The 21,788-nt window shown below is 42.4% G+C and carries 18 protein-coding genes; 15 read left to right on the top strand and 3 right to left on the bottom strand.

The window, feature by feature from the left end; all coding sequences use genetic code 11:
- Positions 1–11: 11 nt before the first annotated feature.
- The 5 genes from dnaJ (at position 12) to BI198_RS14710 (ending at position 4,992) form a co-directional block, all read left to right on the top strand.
- Complete coding sequence (gene dnaJ / locus BI198_RS14730; RefSeq protein WP_070050233.1) at positions 12–1,151, top strand: molecular chaperone DnaJ; 1,140 nt, start codon at positions 12–14, stop codon at positions 1,149–1,151.
- Between the two features lie 106 nt (positions 1,152–1,257).
- The gene (locus BI198_RS14725; protein ID WP_070050232.1) at positions 1,258–2,058 is read left to right on the top strand and encodes a M48 family metallopeptidase; all 801 of its coding nucleotides are present in this window, start codon (positions 1,258–1,260) and stop codon (positions 2,056–2,058) included.
- A gap of 227 nt (positions 2,059–2,285) precedes the next feature.
- The gene (locus BI198_RS14720; protein ID WP_070050231.1) at positions 2,286–2,897 is read left to right on the top strand and encodes a hypothetical protein; all 612 of its coding nucleotides are present in this window, start codon (positions 2,286–2,288) and stop codon (positions 2,895–2,897) included.
- Between the two features lie 167 nt (positions 2,898–3,064).
- On the top strand, positions 3,065–3,916 hold the full coding sequence (locus BI198_RS14715; protein ID WP_083256640.1) for an HprK-related kinase A: 852 nt from the start codon (positions 3,065–3,067) through the stop codon (positions 3,914–3,916).
- Positions 3,910–4,992 (top strand): nucleotidyltransferase domain-containing protein, encoded by a 1,083-nt coding sequence (locus tag BI198_RS14710; RefSeq protein ID WP_070050229.1) that lies wholly within the window; start codon positions 3,910–3,912, stop codon positions 4,990–4,992. Before BI198_RS14715 ends, BI198_RS14710 begins: the two co-directional genes overlap by 7 nt.
- Here the strand turns inward: BI198_RS14710 and BI198_RS14705 are convergent.
- Entirely contained in the window at positions 4,979–6,334 is a 1,356-nt protein-coding gene (locus tag BI198_RS14705) for a Na+/H+ antiporter NhaC family protein (protein WP_070050228.1), read from the bottom strand. The two genes, BI198_RS14710 and BI198_RS14705, sit on opposite strands and share 14 nt — an antisense overlap.
- Positions 6,335–6,570: 236 nt before the next feature.
- Here BI198_RS14705 and BI198_RS14700 point away from each other — a divergent pair, with 236 nt between their 5' ends.
- From BI198_RS14700 to greA, 6 genes are all read left to right on the top strand, one after another.
- Positions 6,571–8,451: an MFS transporter gene (locus BI198_RS14700; RefSeq protein WP_070050227.1), complete on the top strand. Its 1,881-nt coding sequence runs from the start codon at positions 6,571–6,573 to the stop codon at positions 8,449–8,451.
- 180 nt (positions 8,452–8,631) lie between these two features.
- Positions 8,632–9,786: an iron-containing alcohol dehydrogenase gene (locus tag BI198_RS14695; RefSeq protein WP_070050226.1), complete on the top strand. Its 1,155-nt coding sequence runs from the start codon at positions 8,632–8,634 to the stop codon at positions 9,784–9,786.
- Between the two features lie 91 nt (positions 9,787–9,877).
- On the top strand, positions 9,878–10,684 hold the full coding sequence (dapB, locus tag BI198_RS14690; RefSeq protein ID WP_070050225.1) for a 4-hydroxy-tetrahydrodipicolinate reductase: 807 nt from the start codon (positions 9,878–9,880) through the stop codon (positions 10,682–10,684).
- A gap of 200 nt (positions 10,685–10,884) precedes the next feature.
- A complete protein-coding gene (gene carA / locus BI198_RS14685) occupies positions 10,885–12,015 on the top strand; it encodes a glutamine-hydrolyzing carbamoyl-phosphate synthase small subunit (RefSeq protein ID WP_070050224.1) in 1,131 nt (376 codons plus the stop codon).
- A 30-nt stretch (positions 12,016–12,045) separates the two neighbouring features.
- Entirely contained in the window at positions 12,046–15,267 is a 3,222-nt protein-coding gene (gene carB / locus BI198_RS14680; RefSeq protein WP_070050223.1) for a carbamoyl-phosphate synthase large subunit, read from the top strand.
- A complete protein-coding gene (gene greA, locus BI198_RS14675) occupies positions 15,264–15,740 on the top strand; it encodes a transcription elongation factor GreA (RefSeq protein ID WP_070050222.1) in 477 nt (158 codons plus the stop codon). Before carB ends, greA begins: the two co-directional genes overlap by 4 nt.
- 309 nt (positions 15,741–16,049) lie before the next feature.
- Here greA and BI198_RS14670 read toward each other — a convergent pair whose 3' ends face one another.
- On the bottom strand, positions 16,050–16,973 hold the full coding sequence (locus BI198_RS14670) for a LysR family transcriptional regulator (protein WP_070050946.1): 924 nt from the start codon (positions 16,971–16,973) through the stop codon (positions 16,050–16,052).
- A 125-nt stretch (positions 16,974–17,098) separates the two neighbouring features.
- Here BI198_RS14670 and BI198_RS14665 point away from each other — a divergent pair, with 125 nt between their 5' ends.
- On the top strand, positions 17,099–17,671 hold the full coding sequence (locus tag BI198_RS14665) for an FMN-dependent NADH-azoreductase (protein WP_070050221.1): 573 nt from the start codon (positions 17,099–17,101) through the stop codon (positions 17,669–17,671).
- Between the two features lie 50 nt (positions 17,672–17,721).
- Complete coding sequence (locus tag BI198_RS14660) at positions 17,722–18,588, top strand: pirin family protein (protein ID WP_070050220.1); 867 nt, start codon at positions 17,722–17,724, stop codon at positions 18,586–18,588.
- Between the two features lie 133 nt (positions 18,589–18,721).
- Here the strand turns inward: BI198_RS14660 and yhbY are convergent, their stop codons facing one another.
- Positions 18,722–19,018 (bottom strand): ribosome assembly RNA-binding protein YhbY, encoded by a 297-nt coding sequence (yhbY, locus tag BI198_RS14655; protein WP_070050219.1) that lies wholly within the window; start codon positions 19,016–19,018, stop codon positions 18,722–18,724.
- An 83-nt stretch (positions 19,019–19,101) separates the two neighbouring features.
- Here yhbY and rlmE point away from each other — a divergent pair, with 83 nt between their 5' ends.
- Positions 19,102–19,731, top strand: a complete 630-nt coding sequence (rlmE, locus tag BI198_RS14650; protein ID WP_070050218.1) for a 23S rRNA (uridine(2552)-2'-O)-methyltransferase RlmE — start codon at positions 19,102–19,104, stop codon at positions 19,729–19,731.
- A gap of 57 nt (positions 19,732–19,788) precedes the next feature.
- Positions 19,789–21,726 (top strand): ATP-dependent zinc metalloprotease FtsH, encoded by a 1,938-nt coding sequence (gene ftsH, locus BI198_RS14645; protein WP_201243523.1) that lies wholly within the window; start codon positions 19,789–19,791, stop codon positions 21,724–21,726.
- Positions 21,727–21,788: the final 62 nt, after the last annotated feature.

Here is a 21,788-nt window from a genome sequence, read left to right as displayed (position 1 = left end):
AGCACTAACCTATGTCGAAGCGTGACTATTATGAAGTATTAGGTGTCGCTAAAGATACCGACGACAAAGATATCAAAAAGGCTTATAAACGCCTCGCTATGAAATTACACCCTGATAGAACTAAGGGTGATAAGGCCATGGAGGAGCAGTTTAAAGAAGTCCAAGAAGCTTATGAGATATTGTCGGATGAGCAAAAGCGAGCTGCCTATGATCGCTTTGGTCATGAAGGTGTTAATCCTAATCGTGGCGCTGGTGGTTTTGGCGGTGGCTCAAATGCTGATTTTGGCGATATTTTTGGTGATGTGTTTGGTGATATCTTTGGTGGCGGTGGCCGTCGTGGACAATCAAGAGCGCAACGCGGATCAGATTTACGCTACAACTTAGAATTAAGTTTAGAAGAAGCTGTTCGTGGTAAGTCTGTTGATATTAAAATACCAACAATGGCCAGCTGTGATATTTGTGATGGTTCAGGCGCCAAGAAGGGCACCTCGGCTAAGTCTTGCGGTACCTGTCAAGGTGCTGGTCAAGTTACTATGCGCCAAGGCTTCTTTGCTGTGCAACAAACCTGTCCAACCTGTAGTGGCCGCGGTAAAGTTATTGCTGACCCATGTAAAAAATGTCATGGCGAAGGTCGAATTGAAAAGACCAAAACCCTATCGGTGAAAATACCGCCAGGCGTTGATACAGGCGACCGCATTCGCTTAACCGGCGAAGGCGAAGCGGGTATGCATGGCGCTCCAGCAGGTGACTTATATGTACAAGTGCATGTAAGAGAACACGCCATTTTTGTTCGTGAAGGTAGCAACTTATACTGTGATGTGCCGCTTAGTTTTACCACAGCTGCTTTAGGTGGTGAGATTGAAGTACCCACACTTGATGGCCGGCTTAAGTTAAAAGTACCGGCAGAAACGCAAACAGAAAAAATGTTCCGTTTACGTGGTAAAGGTGTGCAATCCGTTCGCGGTGGTGCCGTAGGTGACTTAGTATGTAAAGTGGTTATCGAAACACCGGTAAATCTTAGCGACAAACAAAAAGAGTTACTACGCCAGTTAGGTGACAGCATGGCCGGTGATGCAGAAGCAAAACACCGCCCTAAATCTAAAGGCTTTTTTGATGGTGTAAAAAAGTTTTTTGATGACTTAACTAGTTAAAAGTTTAAGAAAAAACCACCTTCGGGTGGTTTTTTTTTCGTTAAGCGATAATATTAACTATACTCAATTTTCTATTAGCTATTTTAGCTAGCATAAGGATATACCTATGTTAAAAACAACGGCGCTGGTTTCTGCAACAGTTTTATTATTAGCAGCATGTGTCCAATCGCCCACCGGCCGTAATCAAATTATGTTATTTAATGATGCTGAGCTTAGTAAAATGGGCGCACAATCATTTGAACAATTAAAAGCCGAAACGCCCATTTCCAAAGATCGCAATACTATTCAGTATGTGCAGTGTGTAACAGGTGCATTAATTAATGTCACGCCGTCAGAATACTCACGACAAAATTGGGAAGTGGTAGTATTTGACAGCGAACAAGTGAATGCCTTTGCTTTGCCAGGCGGTAAAATTGGTATTTATACTGGTTTATTAAAAGTAGCAGAAAACCAAGCGCAATTAGCCGCGGTTGTTGGCCATGAAATCGCCCACGTTATGGCAGGACATAGTAATGAACGGTTATCGACTAACCAGTTTGTGCAAACTGCGCTAACCTTAAGCAGCACGGCAATGAAAGCGTACAACGTGCAATACCAAAACGAATTAATGGCAGCATTTGGTTTAGGCGCGCAAATTGGCGTGACCTTACCTTTTAGTCGGGCTCACGAAACGGAAGCCGACATTATGGGATTAGACTTAATGGCCAAAGCCGGTTTTGAACCAAGACAAGCGGTTAACCTGTGGCAAAATATGGCAGCAGCAGGTAGTGCGGGTACACCAGAAATTTTATCTACCCACCCATTACCGCAAAATCGTATAACGTCATTACGGGAAAGAATGCCTGCAGCAATGAAAACCTATAATGAGCGTAAAACCACAGCTGCAACACCGCGTTGTAGTTTATAAAGCGGAGTTAAGGGCGGTAATATAACACAAAGATGTCAGCTAAATGTTGGTACAAAGTGAGTTATTAAATGTGTCAGTTTGCTTTACAATTGTTGGTTGCCGGGCAAGATTAAGTTCAATTTATGTATATGTAACAATGGCTTAAATTGTTGGATTTGATTTTGCATGGATCTAGTATTACACTCAATGTAACTTGCATTGATGCAAATTGCTTATGGAATAAGGCTATGAAACCAATGGATAACAAGGAATTAATCGTAAGCCAAACTTCGCGCAGAAAGTTTTTGCAAAGAACCGCGTTAGGCTCTTTACCGGTGTTACTAACATTAAAAAGTAAAGCTGCTTGGGGTACCAGTACGCTTAATTGCTCATTGAGTGAAAATGCCTCGCAAATGCAATCTGTTCAACCGGAAAAGTTTGCAGAGTGTCAACGCAGCTTTGACTCGCACGGTAGTGCAAAATTATATTTAGAAAATAAAAAGTCTAGAGTAGGTGGTGGTAAAGGTGGTTATTTTTATAAGCCGGCTAGCACCCCGATAGCTGCTTGGAGTAAATCGTGGAATGGTATCAATATTTATCAAGATACGCTGTTTAGCCAAATTTTTAACGGCAGTTATAGTGGTACTTTCAAAGACGCGGTAAATCAAGGCGGAGATTATGCATTGATTCGAAATATTACGGCCGTGTTTTTACATGCACTGTATTACCAAATGACGGGACAAAGCACTAACATTCCATCACCGGCAGAAATTGTAAGCGCTTATGTTAACTCGGTTACCCAAGCGCAAAAAGATCAGTTGGCTGCACTACTGGTATTTTATATCGACGGAAGTAGTTAAATTAATGCAAAAAAGCCTTGGCTACACTGCTTGGTTAATACAACAAGATACCCAAAAAAGCACGTTGCAATTATCGTTTAACGATAACAGTAGCGTGCTTTTTTCGTTATTAGATCATACAACCTGTATCGAAACTGGAACAGAGCCAGAGACACAGGAGTCAACACTTGACTGAATTTGCCATCTATACCGCGCCTTTTTCAGTGTTAGTCGCTAATCGCAGTAATAAGCTTTTAAATGCTTTGTCAGAGTTATATCCACCCCAGCTAATAGCTGAACCTGATCCAGAGCAGATTTATGATTTTTGTCTTAATGTGCAGCGAAAATGGTCAGGTTGGGGCCGGCCTTATCATGTCTCGGCCGGACAGCAGCATTTTAGAATGACTGATACTGAGCAACTAGTGCCGGTATTTGAATGGGGGCTTAATTGGTGTGTAGCATCGTACCAGCATCAATATTTAGCTATCCATGCAGCAGTATTAGAGCGCGATGGTAAAGCTTTAATTATGCCGGCACCTCCTGGTGCAGGTAAAAGCACTTTATGTGCAGCGCTAATGCTAGAAGGTTGGCGTTTGTTATCAGACGAGATGTGTTTAGTGGATTTAACCCATGGCCACATAGTTCCTTTTGTTCGCCCTGTCAGTTTAAAAAATCAATCATTATCGTTATTACAAACTTGGTATCCAGCAGCGAGAATATGCCAAATAACCGCAGGTACAACTAAAGGTACCGTTGGCTATTTGTCACCTTCAGAGACCAGTTGGCAATCTTATCGACAAACTGCAGACCCAACTTGGGTTGTTTTTCCGCAATATAATGCCAGTCAAACTACTTTACAGCTAAGCCGCATTAGTAAAGCAGATGCCTTTATGCATATGGCTAATAATTCATTTAATTATGCCGTATTAGCAGAACAAGGCTTTAGCAGCCTTGGCCGGTTAACGCAGCAAATAACGGCATATCGTTTAGAGTATGCTGATATTGAACAAGCACTTACTGAGTTGAATAAGCTATGCTAAATAAGCACTTGTTAACTTTTTTTGCTACGCCTACTGTTTTTATTCAAGCTGCTACCGCTCGGCAATGGACAGAGTTTTTACAGCAAGCCAGAGAGCATGGTTTAACGGCAAGGTTTTATTATTTATTACAACAGCATAATTTGTTGGATCAGGTGCCAGTGCAAGTACGGTTACACGGCAAGTCGGCCGCGTATTACGCCGAAAAACAACAACACTCACTGTATTTTGAATTACAGCAATTAGAGTCGTTGTTTGTTCAGGCAGGCTGTCCTTGTATATTGTTAAAAGGAGCTGCATATCGCGCTTTGGCGTTACCTATGAGTTTTGGCCGTTTGTTTGCCGATATTGATATATTGGTACCGACGTCACGGCTTAAACAGATCAGAGATAAATTGTTTTTTAATGGGTTTGCCGAAGGTGCAATGAGTAATTACGATCGTGACTACTATATTAATTGGTCGCACCAAAACCCACCGCTACAACATTATCAACGCGGTACTGTGATAGATTTGCATCATCATATTTATCCAACCGCATCAGCGAAAAAAATTGATATCACCCCTATTTTCAACCACGCCCAATCTATGCCTGGCTCGGTTTTTAAGGTGCCAAAGGCTGTGCATTTATTTATTCATGCTGCGGTGCATTTATTTTATCAAGAAGAAAGCCACAAACTAGTCAAAGACATTATTGATTTGAATGATCTGTTATTAGAGGTCGAGCAACAACAGCAACTTAGCTTGCTAATGGAACAAGCTAGGTTAATGGCAGTGCAATCTGCAGTCATTAATGCTTGCTGGGTTTTAGCCGAACTGTTTGCTAATAAAACTGCGCTTACGGTGTTAGCTAACGCAGCTGAAAAGCCGCAGTTAGGCGTGGGTAAATTGCTATTATCTATGCTGCGAGGTCGAACTGTAACGGCATGGCTAGCCCGTAAAATATGGTTTGTTCGAGGCCATGGTTTAAAAATGCGTTGGCAAATACTGCTCTATCACACCTTAGCTAAACCATTAGTTATTACCCGCAACTGGTTGCAACGGGTAATTGATACTGATACTGATACTAAGCGTGGCTAGTTATTATGTGGCCAGCGGGTGTACTTGTATGGGTACTTTTACGTAATAGTATGATTGTTACAGCCACCACAAATAAAATCATACAGTAATAGCTTTGGCTAACAACTTGCCACGGCGTTAAGCCAAAACTAGCTCCTAATAATAACGCCTGGGCACCATAAGGCACTAAGCCTTGACTGACACAGGCAAATATATCTAATAAGCTGGCACTGCGTTTAGGGCTAATATGATGCTGTTTCGCTAAGGTTTTACTGATGTCGCCGGTTAAAACAATGGCGACTGTATTATTGGCAATACAAAGATTACTGCTAAAAGCTAAGGCGGCAATGGCTAGTTGCTGGGCTTTATTACCCGCTAGCTTTAACGAATTTGCCACTAATTGAATATGTGAGGCAATCCACTGTAAACCACCTTGTTGTTTAATAAACTCACTTAATGCACTCACTAGCATGGCTAAAATAAAAATTTCTTGCACATTACTAAAACCGGTTGCGATATCTTGGCCTAAGTTGCCGATATTATAATCAGCGAATAGTGTGCCTTGTCCTGCTGCTAGTATTACGCCTAATAGCAATACCACGAATACATTTAAGCCCATGATGGCTAATATTAAAATTGCTGCGTAGGGTAATACTCCACTCCAATTCACTGCTTGATGAGTGATAACCGCGCCGTCTGAGGATAAAAAGATATAAAGCACCAACGTAATAAGTGCTGCGGGCAGGGCGATTTTAATATTTTCTTTAAACTTATCTGACATCTTGGCACCTTGGGTGCGGGTTGAAGCAATAGTGGTATCTGAGATCATGGATAAGTTATCACCAAACATGGCACCACTTAATAATACTCCGGCCACTAATGCCGGCTCTAAATCTGCTTGAGTAGCTAAACTGACGGCGATAGGGGCTAGCGCAGCAATAGTGCCCATTGAAGTCCCCATAGCTGTGGCAATAACGGCAGCTATGATAAACAATCCCGGTAGCAACCAATCGGCAGAGACTAAACTTAAACCCGCATTCACGGCTGCGTCTACGCCACCAGTTGCGGTAGCAACGCTAGCAAAGGCTCCCGCCAGTAAATAAATAATACACATAGTAATAATATTATGATTACTGGCGCCAGTGATCATGACATCAATAGATTGGGTTAACGGCGCTCTATGTAAGTAAATCGCCAGCATTAGCGCCGGAATAATAGCAACATGGCCAGGCAATTGATAAAAGGCATACTCAACACCTTGGCTTTGTAAATACAAACCAGTACCTAAAAACAAAACGACAAAAAACAGTAGCGGTAGTAACGAACGCTTAGCGCCAACGGGCGTTAATAAGGGTGTAGTCATAACAATACCTGTAGTAAAGGGCTGATACCGCGACTGAAAATCTAAGTCGCAATATATAGACGGCTAGAAGTCCTGTCAATGTTGGTATTAGTTTCTTTTGTACCATGCTATAGCGAATTACTCTAATTACGCTAATAACGCAATTAAGTTGAATTAAGCTAAGTGCTGGCGCAGTGGCGTTGTTTTTATTATGCTGCCTAGCAAATAAATATATAAAAATTGTTAATGGAGTAACTATGTCAGGGTTGAAGGTTATGGCTAGCAAGCGGTTTTTACCGTTTTTTTTAACCCAAGCATTAGGCGCTTTTAATGATAATGTGTTTAAAAATGCGTTAATGCTAATTCTGGCATTTACCGCAGCGAATGCCTTACCTTGGCCTATTGATGTCACCATGAATGTGGCCGCTGGCTTATTTATATTACCGTTTTTATTGTTCTCAGCTACCGCAGGTGCACTGGCCGACGCGCGTTGTAAAACCACGTTAATTCGAGCGCTAAAGCTGATTGAAATTGGCTTAATGCTGGCCGCCGCGATAGCGTTTTATTTTCAACAGTATCTACTATTATTGGGCTTATTATTTTTAATGGGCAGCCAGTCGGCATTTTTTGGCCCGGTAAAGTACGCTATTTTACCGCAGTTACTGACAGACAAAGAATTACTGGCCGGCAATGCTTGGGTAGAGATGGGCACCTTTGTTGCCATTTTACTCGGCACTGTATTGGGTGGGCTTATTGTCGGTTTTAGCCAGGCGCCGTTGTGGATCGGCATCGTAATAATGCTGTTTTCGGTGTTAGGTTATGTCGTTAGTCGGCATATTCCTAAAGTAGGCAAGGTTGCGTCGGCACAAAAATTTCGTTTTGCACCTTGGCAGCAAACAAAAACAGCCATTAGCATTAGTTACAGTAATCGTAATTTATATTTATCTATCATGGCCATTAGCTGGTTTTGGTTTTTAGGCGCCAGTTATTTAACCCAATTTCCCAACTTTACTAAAACCGTATTAGGCGGTGACAATACGGTGGTTACCGCGCTGCTAGTCGCCTTTTCGGTCGGTGTCGGTATCGGCTCTATGCTCTGTGAGCGTTTATCCGGAGATAAAGTAGAACTGGGTATCGTGCCCATAGGCTCTATGGGATTAACCATATTTGGCATCGCCTTGTATTTTAGTAGCCCGTCGATTGCGCCGACCAGCGTAGTAAATTTAAGTCAGTTTTTAGCCACCGCACATGGCTGGTGGTTATTAATTACGCTAAGTTTAATTGGGGTTTTTGGTGGTTTATTTATTGTGCCATTATATGCGTTATTACAACAACGCGCTGAACCACAGCAACGGGCGCGAGTGATTGCCGCCAATAATATATTTAATGCCTTATTTATGGTGGCAAGTGCTGTAGCCGGTATTGTATTTTTGTCAGTATTACAGATTTCGATTAGTGAATATTTTTTAGTGCTGGCGCTAATGAATATTGCAGTGGCCGTTTATGTCTATTACCAAATGCCAGAGTTCGTATTACGGTTTGTGATTTATTTACTTAGCCATAGTATGTATCGGGTGCAAAAGAAGGGCTTAGAGCATATCCCAGAGCAAGGTGCAGCTGTGCTGGTGGCTAACCATATTAGCTATGTTGATGCGCTGTTAATTGCTGGTGCAGTAAGGCGACCAGTGCGCTTTGTGATGGAAAAAGCAATTTATGATTTACCAGTGGCGCATAAGCTATTTAAAGCCGCCAAAACCATTCCAATATGCAGCAAACAACGCAACGAGCAAGTGCATGAAGCGGCGTTTGCTATGATAAAGCAGGAGCTAGCCGAAGGTAATTTAGTCTGTATTTTTCCTGAGGGCCGCTTAACTAAAGATGGTGCTATAGACAGCTTTCGTCCTGGTATAGAGCGCATATTAGCCGAAAGCCCAGTGCCCGTTGTACCTATGGCACTGAAGGGGCTTTGGGGCTCATTTTTTAGTCATCAAGGCAATGGCGCCTTTAAATTTAAAGGCCGGTTTTGGTCGGTTATTGAACTTGAAGCAAGCCAAATTATACCGGCTTGTGCCGTTACGGCAGATGGATTAGAGCAAAAAGTAAAGCAATTATACTCTGGGCCATTAGACAATAACTGAGCATAAATGATTATTTAACGGCTTAAACGCGCTAATCAGCTGACCAGAATTGCTGTTTGGCGCAGTAATCCCCAGCAACGCTTAAATTGCTTTATCTTAATCTACAGACAGTACGAGCAGTACAAAACAGTGCGATATAGTGTAAGTCGATACTCGCAATTTAAGTAATGGTGTAATGATATGTTTAATTTTTCTTTTCAAAATCCGACCAAAATTATTTTTGGTAAAGAGCAAATAGCTGCGCTAACAAATAATATACCGCCAGACAGTAAAGTATTACTGCTTTATGGCGCAGGCTCTATTAAACGTAATGGTGTTTATCAACAAGTCACAGCGGCATTAAGCGACTTTACTTGGCTGGAATTTTCTGGAATTGAGCCTAATCCTAGTTTTGAAACTTTAATGCAAGCGGCCGATTTAGTGCGCCGAGAAAAAATTGATTTTTTATTAGCGGTAGGGGGTGGCAGTGTTATTGATGGCGCGAAATTTATTGCCGCTGCCGCTGTGTTTGAAGGCGATGCGTGGCAAATTTTAGCCGAGGGCGCCAAAGTTACGTCAGCAATTTCGTTAGGCTGTGTATTAACCTTGCCAGCAACCGGCACCGAAAGTAATGGTAACTCAGTAGTTACTCGCTATGAAACTCAGCAAAAACTGGCTTTCTCCAGCCCATTGGTATATCCAAAGTTTGCTATTTTAGACCCGACAGTGACCTTTAGTTTACCGGTGAAACAAGTTGCCAATGGTGTAGTAGATGCATTTATTCATGTTATTGAGCAGTATTTAACCTATCCAGTCAATTCGCCAGTACAAGACCGATTCGCTGAAGGATTGCTACAAACCTTAATAGAGCAAGGGCCTTTAGCGCTTAGCCAGCCCGATGACTATGATGTTCGTGCCAATATTATGTGGGCTGCTACCATGGCCTTAAATGGCTTAATTGGCCAAGGTGTACCGCAAGATTGGTCAACCCATATGATAGGTCACGAACTGACGGCGTGTTATGGCTTAGATCATGCGCAAACATTAGCAATAGTATTGCCGGCATTATTACAACAGCAAAGACGACAAAAACGCGAGAAACTGCTGCAATATGGTCGTCGTGTTTGGCAACTGCAAGGTACTAATGAAGAACACATTATTGATCAGGCCATTGCCAACACTAAAGCTTTTTTCCAACAGATGGGCGTGCCGACACAGTTAGCCGATTACGATCTTAGCGCTGCAGCGATAGATACTGTAGTGGCAAAGCTAGTTCAGCATAAAATGGTTAAACTAGGCGAACATGGTGACATTACACCTGATGTGGCTCAGCAAATATTGCAACAGGCCATGTAATCAATTACTTTTTGGCTGTGCGGCTTTAATACTCGTTGCAGCCGCTTTTTAAACAAAAACCATTATGATGGATATTATTTAAGGTAAGTTTATGCCAACTATCGGAATTTTAGGCGCTAATGGTCGCATGGGACGAGCGTTAATTAATGTTGCTAAACAGCAACAACTTAAGCTCAGTGCGGCAACCGTGCGCCAAGGTTCGTCGTTAGTCGGCATCGACGCCGGAGAATTAGCTGGGTGTGGCAACATAGCGCTGCCGGTAACTGAAGTGAATGCTAGTAGCATGAATCAAGCAGATGTTTGGGTCGACTTCACCTTGCCTGAGCCCATGCTGGCGCACTTGCAGTTAGCGGTTGCTCAGAATAAAGCCATGGTAATAGGAGTGACCGGCTTAACAGATACGCAATATGCGCAGTTACAGCAAGCCAGTAAATCGATAGCCATTGTTTGGGCACCTAATATGAGTGTTGGCGTAAATTTATTACTGCATTTAGTGCAAACTGCCGCCAAAGTGATGGGAAATACTGCTGATATAGAAATTATTGAATCTCACCATAGATTTAAAAAAGATGCACCATCTGGCACCGCGTTAGCCATCGGTAACAGTATTGCTAAAAGTTTAAATAGAGACTTGGCCGAGGTTGCAGTGTATGGCCGAGAAGGTGATACCGGAGAGCGAGAGCAACAAACTATTGGTTTTTCTACCATTCGTGGTGGTGACATAATTGGTGATCACACCGTATTATTTGCCGATTTAGGTGAAAGACTGGAAATAACCCATAAAGCCTCCAGCCGTGAGACATTTGCCCAAGGCGCCATGCGTGCTGCTGTCTGGTTGAAAAACAAACAGCCAGGACTTTATTCTATGCAACAAGTGCTTGGTTTAGCCGATTTATGATAGCTTTATGCACCGTTAAGTGAATAAAAGTTAGCAAAGCCAGTAATTTCAATAAAAGCAAAAAAAACATAGAAAAAAAACCTCAGATCGCCTAAAATAGTCAGGTTTGCCTAAGGCAAATTCGGGTATCATTTTTTGGGTCAAAACGGGTACTAAACCTTATAGTGTTTAAGCCCGTTTTTTGCTGTTTGGAGGTTATTTTGTCTAAGTCCGCCCTGCTCGTACTGGAAGACGGCACCGTATTTCGCGGTACAGCCATTGGCGCTAAAGGAGTTTCTGTTGGAGAAGTAGTGTTTAATACTTCAATGACGGGGTATCAAGAAATATTAACTGATCCCTCGTATGCAGAACAAATCGTCACTCTTACTTATCCACATATTGGCAACACTGGCACAAACTCTGAAGATGAAGAATCGAATCAGGTTTGGGTTAAAGGTTTAGTCATCAGAGACTTACCTCTACTTACCAGTAACTTCCGTAATCAACAATCGTTAACTGATTATCTTAGCGCACACAACATTCTTGGTATCGCTGATATTGATACTCGTAAACTAACCCGAATCTTGCGAGAAAAGGGTGCGCAAAACGGCTGTATTATGGCCGGAGATGATTTAGATGAAAGCAAAGCATTACAATTAGCTAAAGACTTTGCTGGCTTAAATGGCTTGGACTTAGCCAAAGTAGTCAGCACTAAAGAGTCGTATCAGTGGATTGAAGGCACTTGGAAGTTAGGCCAAGGCTTTAACCAAACTAACTCGGGCGAGTTTCATGTTGTCGCATATGACTTTGGTGTCAAACGGAATATTTTACGTTCATTAGCTGAACGTGGTTGCCGAATTACGGTTGTACCGGCGCAAACACCCGCAGCAGATGTGTTAGCCATGAACCCAGACGGTATTTTCTTATCTAATGGTCCAGGCGATCCGGCACCTTGTGATTACGCTATCGACGCGATTAAAACTTTCTTAACAACCGATATTCCAATTTTTGGTATCTGCTTAGGCCATCAGTTATTGGCGTTAGCAAGCGGTGCACGTACGTTAAAAATGAAATTTGGCCATCACGGTGCTAACCACCCAGTGCAAGACTTAGACACTAAACGGGTAATGATTACCGCACAAAATCATGGCTTTGCAGTTGATGAAACTAGCTTGCCAGATACTTTGCGCGCGACCCATAAATCATTATTTGACGGTACCTTGCAAGGATTAGAGCGTACAGATAAAGCTGCGTTTAGTTTTCAGGGCCACCCTGAAGCAAGCCCAGGCCCGTACGAAGCCGCTGAGCTATTCGACCATTTTATTGCGCTGATGCGTAAACACTCAGCCTAAGCAAACACGAATTACGGAGACTCAGACGCAATGCCAAAACGTACCGACATAAAAAGTATTCTTATCTTAGGCGCTGGCCCTATCGTGATTGGTCAAGCTTGTGAGTTTGACTATTCAGGAGCTCAAGCCTGTAAAGCGTTAAGAGAAGAAGGCTATCGAGTTATTTTAGTTAACTCAAATCCTGCCACTATTATGACCGATCCAGAAATGGCTGATGCGACTTATATCGAGCCAATTCACTGGCAAGTAGTGGAAAAAATCATTGAAAAAGAGCGCCCTTGTGCTGTATTACCTACCATGGGTGGCCAAACTGCACTTAACTGCGCATTAGACTTAGAGCGTCATGGTGTGTTGGCTAAGTACAATGTTGAGATGATTGGCGCCACAGCAGACGCCATTGATAAAGCAGAAGACCGCGGTCGTTTTGATAAAGCTATGCGTGCTATTGGTTTAGAGTGTCCGCGTGCAGGTTTTGCTCACTCAATGGAAGAAGCCTTTGCAGTACTTGAAGATATCGGCTTCCCTTGTATTATTCGGCCTTCATTTACCATGGGCGGCTCAGGCGGTGGTATTGCCTATAACCGCGAAGAGTTTGAAGATATCTGTACCAATGGTTTAGATTTATCGCCAACAAACGAGTTATTGATTGATGAATCATTAATCGGTTGGAAAGAGTACGAAATGGAAGTAGTACGCGATAAAAACGACAACTGTATTATTGTCTGTGCCATTGAAAACTTCGACCCTATGGGCGTACATACTGGCGACTCCATAACAGTAGCACCGGCGCAAACCTTAACTGATAAAGAATATCAAATTATGCGTAATGCCTCTTTGGCAGTACTGCGTGAAATTGGTGTTGAAACCGGTGGTTCTAACGTCCAGTTTGGTATTAATCCTGTAGACGGCCGCATGGTGATTATTGAGATGAACCCGCGGGTTTCTCGTTCTTCTGCCTTAGCCTCAAAAGCAACGGGTTTCCCTATTGCTAAAGTCGCTGCAAAATTAGCGGTGGGTTATACCTTAGATGAACTCGCTAACGATATTACTGGTGGTTTAACACCTGCATCGTTTGAGCCAAGCATTGACTACGTAGTCACTAAGATCCCTCGTTTTAACTTTGAAAAATTTGCCGGCGCTAATGACCGTTTAACCACCCAGATGAAATCGGTGGGTGAAGTGATGGCAATTGGTCGTAACCAACAAGAGTCATTACAAAAAGCGTTGCGTAGCTTAGAAACCGGCATGTCGGGTTTAGACCCTATTGTGGATTTAACCGCTAACGATGCTAAAGATATTATTGTTCGCGAATTAAAAGAACCTGGTGCAGAGCGTATTTGGTATATCGGCGATGCATTCCGTTTTGGCATGACAATCGAAGATATCTTTGCTCTAACCAACATTGATCCTTGGTTCTTGGTGCAAATTGAAGACTTAATTAAAGAAGAGCAAATCTTAGCTACTGCCGGTTTTGCTGGTTTAGACAAAGACGCTATCGCGCGGGTTAAACGTAAAGGCTTTGCCGATCAGCGTATTGCCGATGTATTAGGTGTCAGCGAAAACGAAGTGCGTAAAAAACGCCATGGTTTTGGTATTCATCCGGTATACAAACGGGTTGATACTTGTGCTGCTGAATTTGCTTCTAACACAGCATATATGTATTCAACCTACGACGAGGAGTGTGAAGCTGCCCCAACTAATCGCGATAAAATCATGATTATTGGTGGTGGACCAAACCGTATCGGTCAAGGTATCGAATTCGATTATTGTTGTGTTCATGCTGCCTTAGCGTTACGCGAAGACGGTTATGAAACCATTATGATCAACTGTAACCCTGAAACCGTATCAACCGATTACGATACGTCAGACCGGTTATATTTCGAGCCAATCACCTTAGAAGACGTGCTAGAAATTGTACGAAAAGAACAGCCTAAAGGCGTTATCGTACAATACGGTGGCCAAACGCCATTAAAATTAGCGCGTGCTTTAGAAGCTAACGGAGTGCCAATTATTGGTACCTCGCCAGATGCGATTGACCGTGCAGAAGACCGCGAGCGCTTCCAACAAGCCGTAGTCCGTTTAGGCCTTAAACAGCCGAAAAATGCCACGGTAACCAGTGTCGAAGAAGCCTTAAACAAAGCCGCTGATATTGGTTTCCCAATGGTAGTGCGTCCGTCTTATGTTTTAGGTGGCCGGGCTATGGAAATTGTATACGACGAGCAAGATTTACGTCGTTATATGACCGAAGCCGTAAGCGTGTCTAATGACTCACCGGTATTACTGGATAACTTCTTAGATGATGCGATTGAAGTCGATATCGATGCCATCTGTGACGGCACTGAAGTAGTTATCGGTGGCATTATGGAACATATCGAGCAAGCGGGTGTGCACTCAGGTGACTCAGCCTGTTCATTGCCACCGCATACCTTGTCGGTAGAAATTCAAGATGTGATGCGCGACCAAGTGCGTAAATTAGCGTTAGAGTTAGGCGTTGTAGGCTTAATGAATACCCAATTTGCGGTTAAAGATAACGAAGTTTACTTAATCGAAGTCAACCCTCGTGCTGCCCGTACCGTACCTTTTGTGTCTAAAGCCACAGGTGTTGCTATTGCCAAAGTAGGTGCGCGTTGTATGGCCGGCCAATCTTTAGCGTCACAAGGCATTACTAAAGAAATAATTCCGCCATACTTCTCAGTAAAAGAAGTTGTGATCCCGTTTAATAAATTCCCAGGGGTTGACCCTATTTTAGGCCCTGAGATGCGTTCTACGGGTGAAGTAATGGGTGTGGGTGATACCTTTAGTACTGCGTTCTCAAAAGGTCAGTTAGGCGCAAGTTGCTATATCCCTACAGGTGGCAGAGCCTTGCTTTCAGTGCGTGACAGCGATAAAGTAAAAGTAGTTGAGTTAGCAAAACTAATGGTTGCGAAGGGCTTCGAGCTTGATGCAACTGGCGGTACCGCTAAAGCATTACAAGCCGCAGGTATCGAATGTCGTACGGTAAACAAAGTATTTGAAGGCCGTCCACATATTCTGGATAGAATTAAAAATGGTGAATACAGCTATATTGTTAATACGACTGATGGCCGTAAAGCAATAGAGGATTCTAAAATAATTCGCCGTGGTACCTTGCAGCATAAAGCAAATTACACTACAACCATGAATGCCGCTTTTGCCACGGTAGAATCCAGTGCAGCGAGCGCGTTTGAAAGTGTTGTGTCGGTGCAAGAATTACATAAGAGAGTAAACGCATGATTCAGATCCCAATGACGGTGCAGGGCGCAGAAAACTTGCGTCTTGAATTGCATGAATTAAAGTCGGTAAAAAGACCGGCTATTATTCAAGCAATCGCAACTGCACGTGAGCATGGCGATTTAAAAGAAAATGCTGAATACCACGCTGCTCGTGAGCAGCAGGGGTTCTGCGAAGGTCGAATTCAAGATATCGAAGCTAAGTTATCTAATGTACAAATTATTGACATTAGTAAAATGAAAAACACCGGCAAAGTTATCTTTGGTACCACAGTAACCATTCTTAATCTGGAAACCGATCAAGAAGTTACTTACCGCATTGTCGGTGATGATGAAGCTAATATTAAAAATAATTTAATATCAGTTAACTCGCCCATAGCACGCGGTTTAATTGGCAAGTCAGTAGATGACGTCGCCAATATCACCACACCTAACGGTGTAGTGGAATTCGAAATAACAGCAGTAGAGTACCTTTAAGTTTAAATATACTTAAACATGACTCAGATTAAAAATAGCGCCGTTTGGCGCTATTTTTGTTTGTATTTCAAAAAAATTAAAATGGGGTCGTAGCTAATTAATTTTTTGTTAACGGTAAAGAGTAAAGAGTAAAGAGGAACAGAGATAAATCTACATAATTTTATATACAGTGTTGCTGTAGGCAATACAACGGTTAGATTATTCGCTCTAAGGGGAAATGTTGTTATGGATAACATAACTGCGTTAACCAACAGAATATAAATATCAAAATTGGCTATTAACAAAAAATTAATTAGCACTGACCCCATATTAGGTTTGTAGGTGGTGCTGTAGGCGCTGGGCAAGCTCTTCTACGGCTGGGCCGGCGTGGCTTTGCGCGGTTTTAATTAAATATAGTGGTATACGCTGGTGCATGTCGGTTGCCATTTTTAATGGTACTAATTGGCCAGACTTTAATTCGGCGGCTATGCAGGCGGGGGGAAGTTTGGCAAAGCCTAAGCCGGCTGTTACGGCTTTAATGCTGCTGGAAATGTGTGAGAAGCTCCAACGCTGCTCTGAGCCTAACCAACCTTCATCGCGTTGCCGTTGCAGGCCAGAATCTTTAATGACAATTTGCCGATGTTGCTTTAAGTCATCTTCATGGATAGCTCGGGCTAATTGAACCAGCGGATGGTTGGGGCTGGCAACATATTGCATTAGGCTCTCACCTATTGGCATGCCCATAAAGCCTGTGATTAAGGTGGGGCTTAACACAATATCGGCTTTGCGAAATAACACGGCTTCATCGGTGCCTGAAAGCGTGGTTTCTAGTACGTTTATTCGCGGTTGCGGGTGATCGGCTGAAAAGCTTTGTAAAGCACAAAATACGTTATCCATAGCGACAATGGCATCTACGGCCAGGGTAACTTCTGTCTCCCAGCCTTGGGCAATATAGTTAGCAATATTTTCAATTTGGCTAGCTTGGGCTAGTAAGTTGCTAGCATAACGGTATAGCACCTTACCAGCTTCTGTCAGAACAGCTTTTCGCCCCTCTGGCATTAAGGCGGGCGCAGGCAGTTGTGCTTCTAACTTGGCAATTATATAACTAACACTAGACTGGCTTTTATGTAAATGTTCAGCCGCTTTAGCAAAAGAGCCTTCATCAACAACGGCTTTAAAGGTAGCCCATTGCTCTAAGGTGATTTTGGGGAGTCGGCTTAATTTAACTGACGAGCTATTTTGTGAGTTAGGCATAGTATTCATCAAGATTATTGATTGATTTTAGCTAATATACCGTACATTTGATTAAGTTGTAACGGATATAATAGCTAGCAATTAAGTTAACCAATTTAAAAAAATCAGTCAAAGAGGACACTCATATGAACACGCAAAACATTTTATACGTAAAGTCTAGCATCTTCGGTGATAACGGCGTATCAAGCGGTATAGCTAAAAAATTAGTCGCAGCCCTAGCACAAAAGAAAGACTCTGCCATTGTTGAGCGTAATGTTTCAGCTGGTGATATTCCACATTTTTCTATGCAAACTATCGAAGCCATTGGCGCGGGTAATGCAACATTAGCCGATACATTAATTGCCGAAGTACAACAAGCCGATGTGATTGTTATTGCAGCGCCTATGTATAACTTTGCTATTCCAAGCCAGCTTAAAGCTTGGTTTGACCATATAGCAAGAGCAGGTGTAACTTTTAAATACACCGAAGCAGGCGCGGTAGGCTTGTTAACTAATAAAAAAGTATATATTGCAACCGCACGTGGTGGCTTGCATCAAGATAAAGGCACGAATTTAGATACAGTTTATTTAAAAACTATGCTGGGCTTTTTAGGGATCACCGATGTTGAATTTATTTATGCAGAAGGGGTTAACCTAGGCGAAGAGGTGCGTGTTAAAAGCATTGCCGCAGCTGAGCAGCAAGTGCAAGCAGTAGCTTGAGCTTATAAACACAGCAAGCCACTTAAATATAACTGAAGCGAGGTGTAAATATGACTCAGAAACACAATGCTGTAAAAATTCAGCAGCAAGTTGTCGCCCGTGCAGCATCTGATGGTGATGGTGTAAAATTATTGCGTGTATTTGGTGGCAATAATTTACAGCGCTTTGATCCATTTTTAATGTTAGACGAATTTGGCTCAGAGCAAGCTTCAGATTATATTGGTGGCTTTCCATCGCACCCGCACCGTGGCTTTGAAACGGTAACCTATATGCTGCAAGGTAAAATGGAGCATAGAGACCATATTGGTAATGTTGGCCTGTTAGAAGACGGCGGTGTGCAGTGGATGACAGCGGGTAAAGGCATTATTCACTCGGAAATGCCAAAACAAACTGAAGGTAAAATGCATGGTTTTCAGCTTTGGGTTAATTTGCCAGCTAAAAGAAAACTTGTGCCTGCAGCTTATCAGGATACGCCTGCTGATAAACTGCCTTGGCAACAGTTTGCAGGTTTTAGTGTTAAAGCTATCGCAGGTGAAACTAGCATTAATGATAATAAGATAAATGGCTATTTTACTATTGCTGATACAGAAGTGGTTTATCTTGATATTCATTTAGCCCCAGGCCAAACAATTAGCATACCTAAAAGCGAGCAGCTTAATGCGATGCTCTATAGCTACCAAGGTGCTATTCATGTTGGTGAGGCAGGCTCGATAAATAAAGAAAAGACCTTAGGGCTATTATCAGGTGCAGGCAACTTGACGATAAGCAATAACAGTAATGACACAGTAAAGTTTTTATTTATTGCCGGTAAGCCATTACAAGAGCCAATAGCGCAATATGGGCCTTTTGTTATGAATACGCCAGAGGAAGTAGAGCAAGCTATTATGGATTTTAGAAATGATGTGCTTACTGACTAGCATTGACACTTTTACTTTAACTTTTAGCTATTAGCTCGTTATTTAGCTTATTTAAAACGAATTAGGCTATAATAGGTTAACAAGTAAAAAAAGCGCCAAAAGGCGCTTTTTTGTTATCAGGTTAAAAAGGCAATTAACCGCGAGGTAATTGAATCTTTTTATCTTTACTTGGTCTGAAGATAACCTGTATTTTACCGATAGCTTGTACTTGCTCAGCTTTGGTTTCACGAACAATAGCATCCATAATTAATACTTTTTGTTCGCGATCTGCTGTTGGTACTTTAATTTTAATTAACTCATGAAAATTAAGTGCTGTTTCAATTTCGGCAAGTACACCTTCGGTCAGACCGTTGTTGCCAAGTAAGATAACCGGCTTAAGATCATGTGCTTTTGCCTTTAAAAATTGTGTTTGTTTGTTAGATAAACTCATAAAATGACTATTTCCGCTGCAGACGCTTGAATTTTGGCTATTGTAACGCCATCTAAGCGATAACACTAATTAAGAGTGATAGCATGACGAAGAAAAAACGTTCAGCAAGTTCTAGCCGCTGGTTACAAGAGCATTTTGCTGATCCTTTTGTGCAACAAGCGCAAAAGTTAGGTTTGCGTTCACGCGCAGCGTTTAAATTAGAACAGATCCAACAGCAAGATAAAGTGTTTAAACCCGGCATGACGGTAGTTGATTTAGGATCAGCACCCGGCAGTTGGTCGCAATACAGTACGGGCGTGGTGGGTGAGAAAGGCACTGTGATAGCCTGTGATATTTTACCGATGGACCCTATTAATGGTGTGCACTTTTTACAAGGTGACTTTCGGGAAGAAGCAGTGTTAAATGCCTTACTGAGCCGAATCGATGGTAAGAACGTAGATGTTGTATTGTCGGATATGGCGCCGAATATGAGTGGTAATGATACTACTGATCAGGCACGATCCATGTACTTGATCGAATTAGCACTCGATATGTGTAACAACGTATTGAAGCAAAATGGTAGTTTTGTGGTCAAAGTGTTTCAAGGTGATGGCTTCGAGCAATTTGTTAAAGATGTGCGCGCAGCCTTTACTACAGTAAAAATACGTAAGCCAGATTCTTCGCGTGCACGATCACGTGAGACATATATCGTGGCGACCGGCTTCAAAATTTAGTAAAGTAGTCGGGAATTTATAAATTTTGGTAATAAAGAGGTTATAACCTTGAGTGACATGGCAAAGAATCTAATTGTCTGGTTGGTGATCGCTGTCGTATTAATGTCAGTATTCAACAGCTTTGGGCCTAATGAAAACAGCGAGCGGCAAACCAACTACACTCAGTTTATCAAAGAGGTAAACCAGGGGCAGATCCGTGAAGTGAAAGTTGAACGCACGGGTGTGATTACCGGTGTAAAGCGCAGCGGTGAACGTTTTGAAACCGTAATTCCTACTGGTTATGACGATAAACTGTTAGATGATCTGATTAAAAATGATGTCAGTACCCTTGGTGCTAAACCTGAAGAAAGTAGCTGGTTAGCCACTATCTTTATTTCTTGGTTCCCAATGTTATTGTTAATTGGTGTCTGGATTTTCTTTATGCGTCAAATGCAAGGCGGCGGCGGTAAAGGGGCAATGTCGTTTGGTAAAAGTAAAGCGCGCTTAATGGGCGAAGACCAAATTAAAACCACTTTTGCCGATGTTGCGGGTTGTGATGAAGCTAAAGAAGAAGTCTCTGAATTAGTCGATTACTTAAAAGATCCTTCACGGTTCCAGAAATTAGGTGGCCGTATTCCGAAAGGTATTTTGTTAATCGGTCCTCCAGGTACGGGTAAAACCTTATTAGCTAAAGCCATTGCGGGTGAAGCAAAAGTACCTTTCTTCACTATTTCTGGTTCAGACTTTGTTGAAATGTTCGTTGGTGTCGGTGCGTCACGTGTCCGAGATATGTTTGAACAAGCGAAAAAAGCCTCGCCTTGTATTATCTTCATCGATGAGATTGATGCGGTTGGTCGCCAGCGTGGTGCCGGTTTAGGTGGTGGTCACGACGAGCGTGAGCAAACATTAAACCAAATGCTAGTAGAAATGGATGGTTTTGATGGTAATGAAGGTATCATTATCATTGCTGCAACTAACCGTCCTGATGTATTAGACCCAGCATTATTACGTCCAGGCCGCTTTGACCGTCAAGTTGTGGTTGGCTTACCGGATGTTAAAGGCCGTGAGCAAATTTTAAAAGTTCATATGCGTAAAGTACCATTAGGCGAAGGCGTTGAGCCATCAGTTATTGCCCGTGGTACACCTGGTTTCTCAGGTGCTGATTTAGCAAACTTAGTTAACGAAGCCGCCTTATTTGCTGCCCGCACCGATAAACGCGTGGTATCAATGGATGAGTTTGAGAAAGCCAAAGATAAAATCATGATGGGCTCAGAACGTCGCTCTATGGTGATGACTGAAAAAGAAAAAGAAATGACGGCTTATCATGAAGCAGGTCACGCCATTGTTGGCCGCTTAGTACCTGATCATGACCCTGTGTATAAAGTGAGTATTATCCCACGTGGTCGCGCTTTAGGTGTCACTATGTATTTACCAGAGCGGGATCGGGTATCACATAGTAAACGTCATTTAGAAAGCATGATTAGTTCGTTATTTGGTGGTCGTATTGCTGAAGAAGTGATCTATGGTTTTGAGTATGTAACCACAGGTGCCTCTAACGATATTGAACGCGCTACTGATTTAGCCCGTAAAATGGTGACGCAATGGGGCTTTTCAGAAAAGCTAGGTCCACTGTTATATGCAGAAGAAGAAGGCGAAGTGTTTTTAGGCCGCTCTGTATCTAAAAATAAACATATGTCAGAAGAAACGGTTAAAGCTATCGACGCTGAAATTCGTGAGTTTATTGATCGTAACTATATACGTGCTAAAACATTAATTGAAGAAAACATGGATGTGTTACATACCATGAAAGATGCATTAATGAAGTATGAAACGATTGATGCTAAACAAATTGATGACCTAATGGCCAGACGCGAAGTACGTCAACCAGAAAACTGGGAGCCAAGAGCTAAGCCAACTGATGACGATAGCGACGATACTAGCAGTGACACTACCACTGATAGCAGTAGCGATAATGTTTCAGCTAGCGATAAGCCTTCTGAAGGTAACTTGCACTAAGCCTGCAAGCGTAGAATAAACTAAGCCCCGCGTTCCGGGGCTTTTTTGCTATTACTTTATGT

It is taken from the genome of Rheinheimera salexigens (genome assembly GCF_001752395.1).
In the GTDB taxonomy this organism is placed as follows: Bacteria; Pseudomonadota; Gammaproteobacteria; order Enterobacterales; family Alteromonadaceae; genus Alishewanella; species Alishewanella salexigens.
This window is presented reverse-complemented; position numbering and strand designations above follow the sequence as displayed.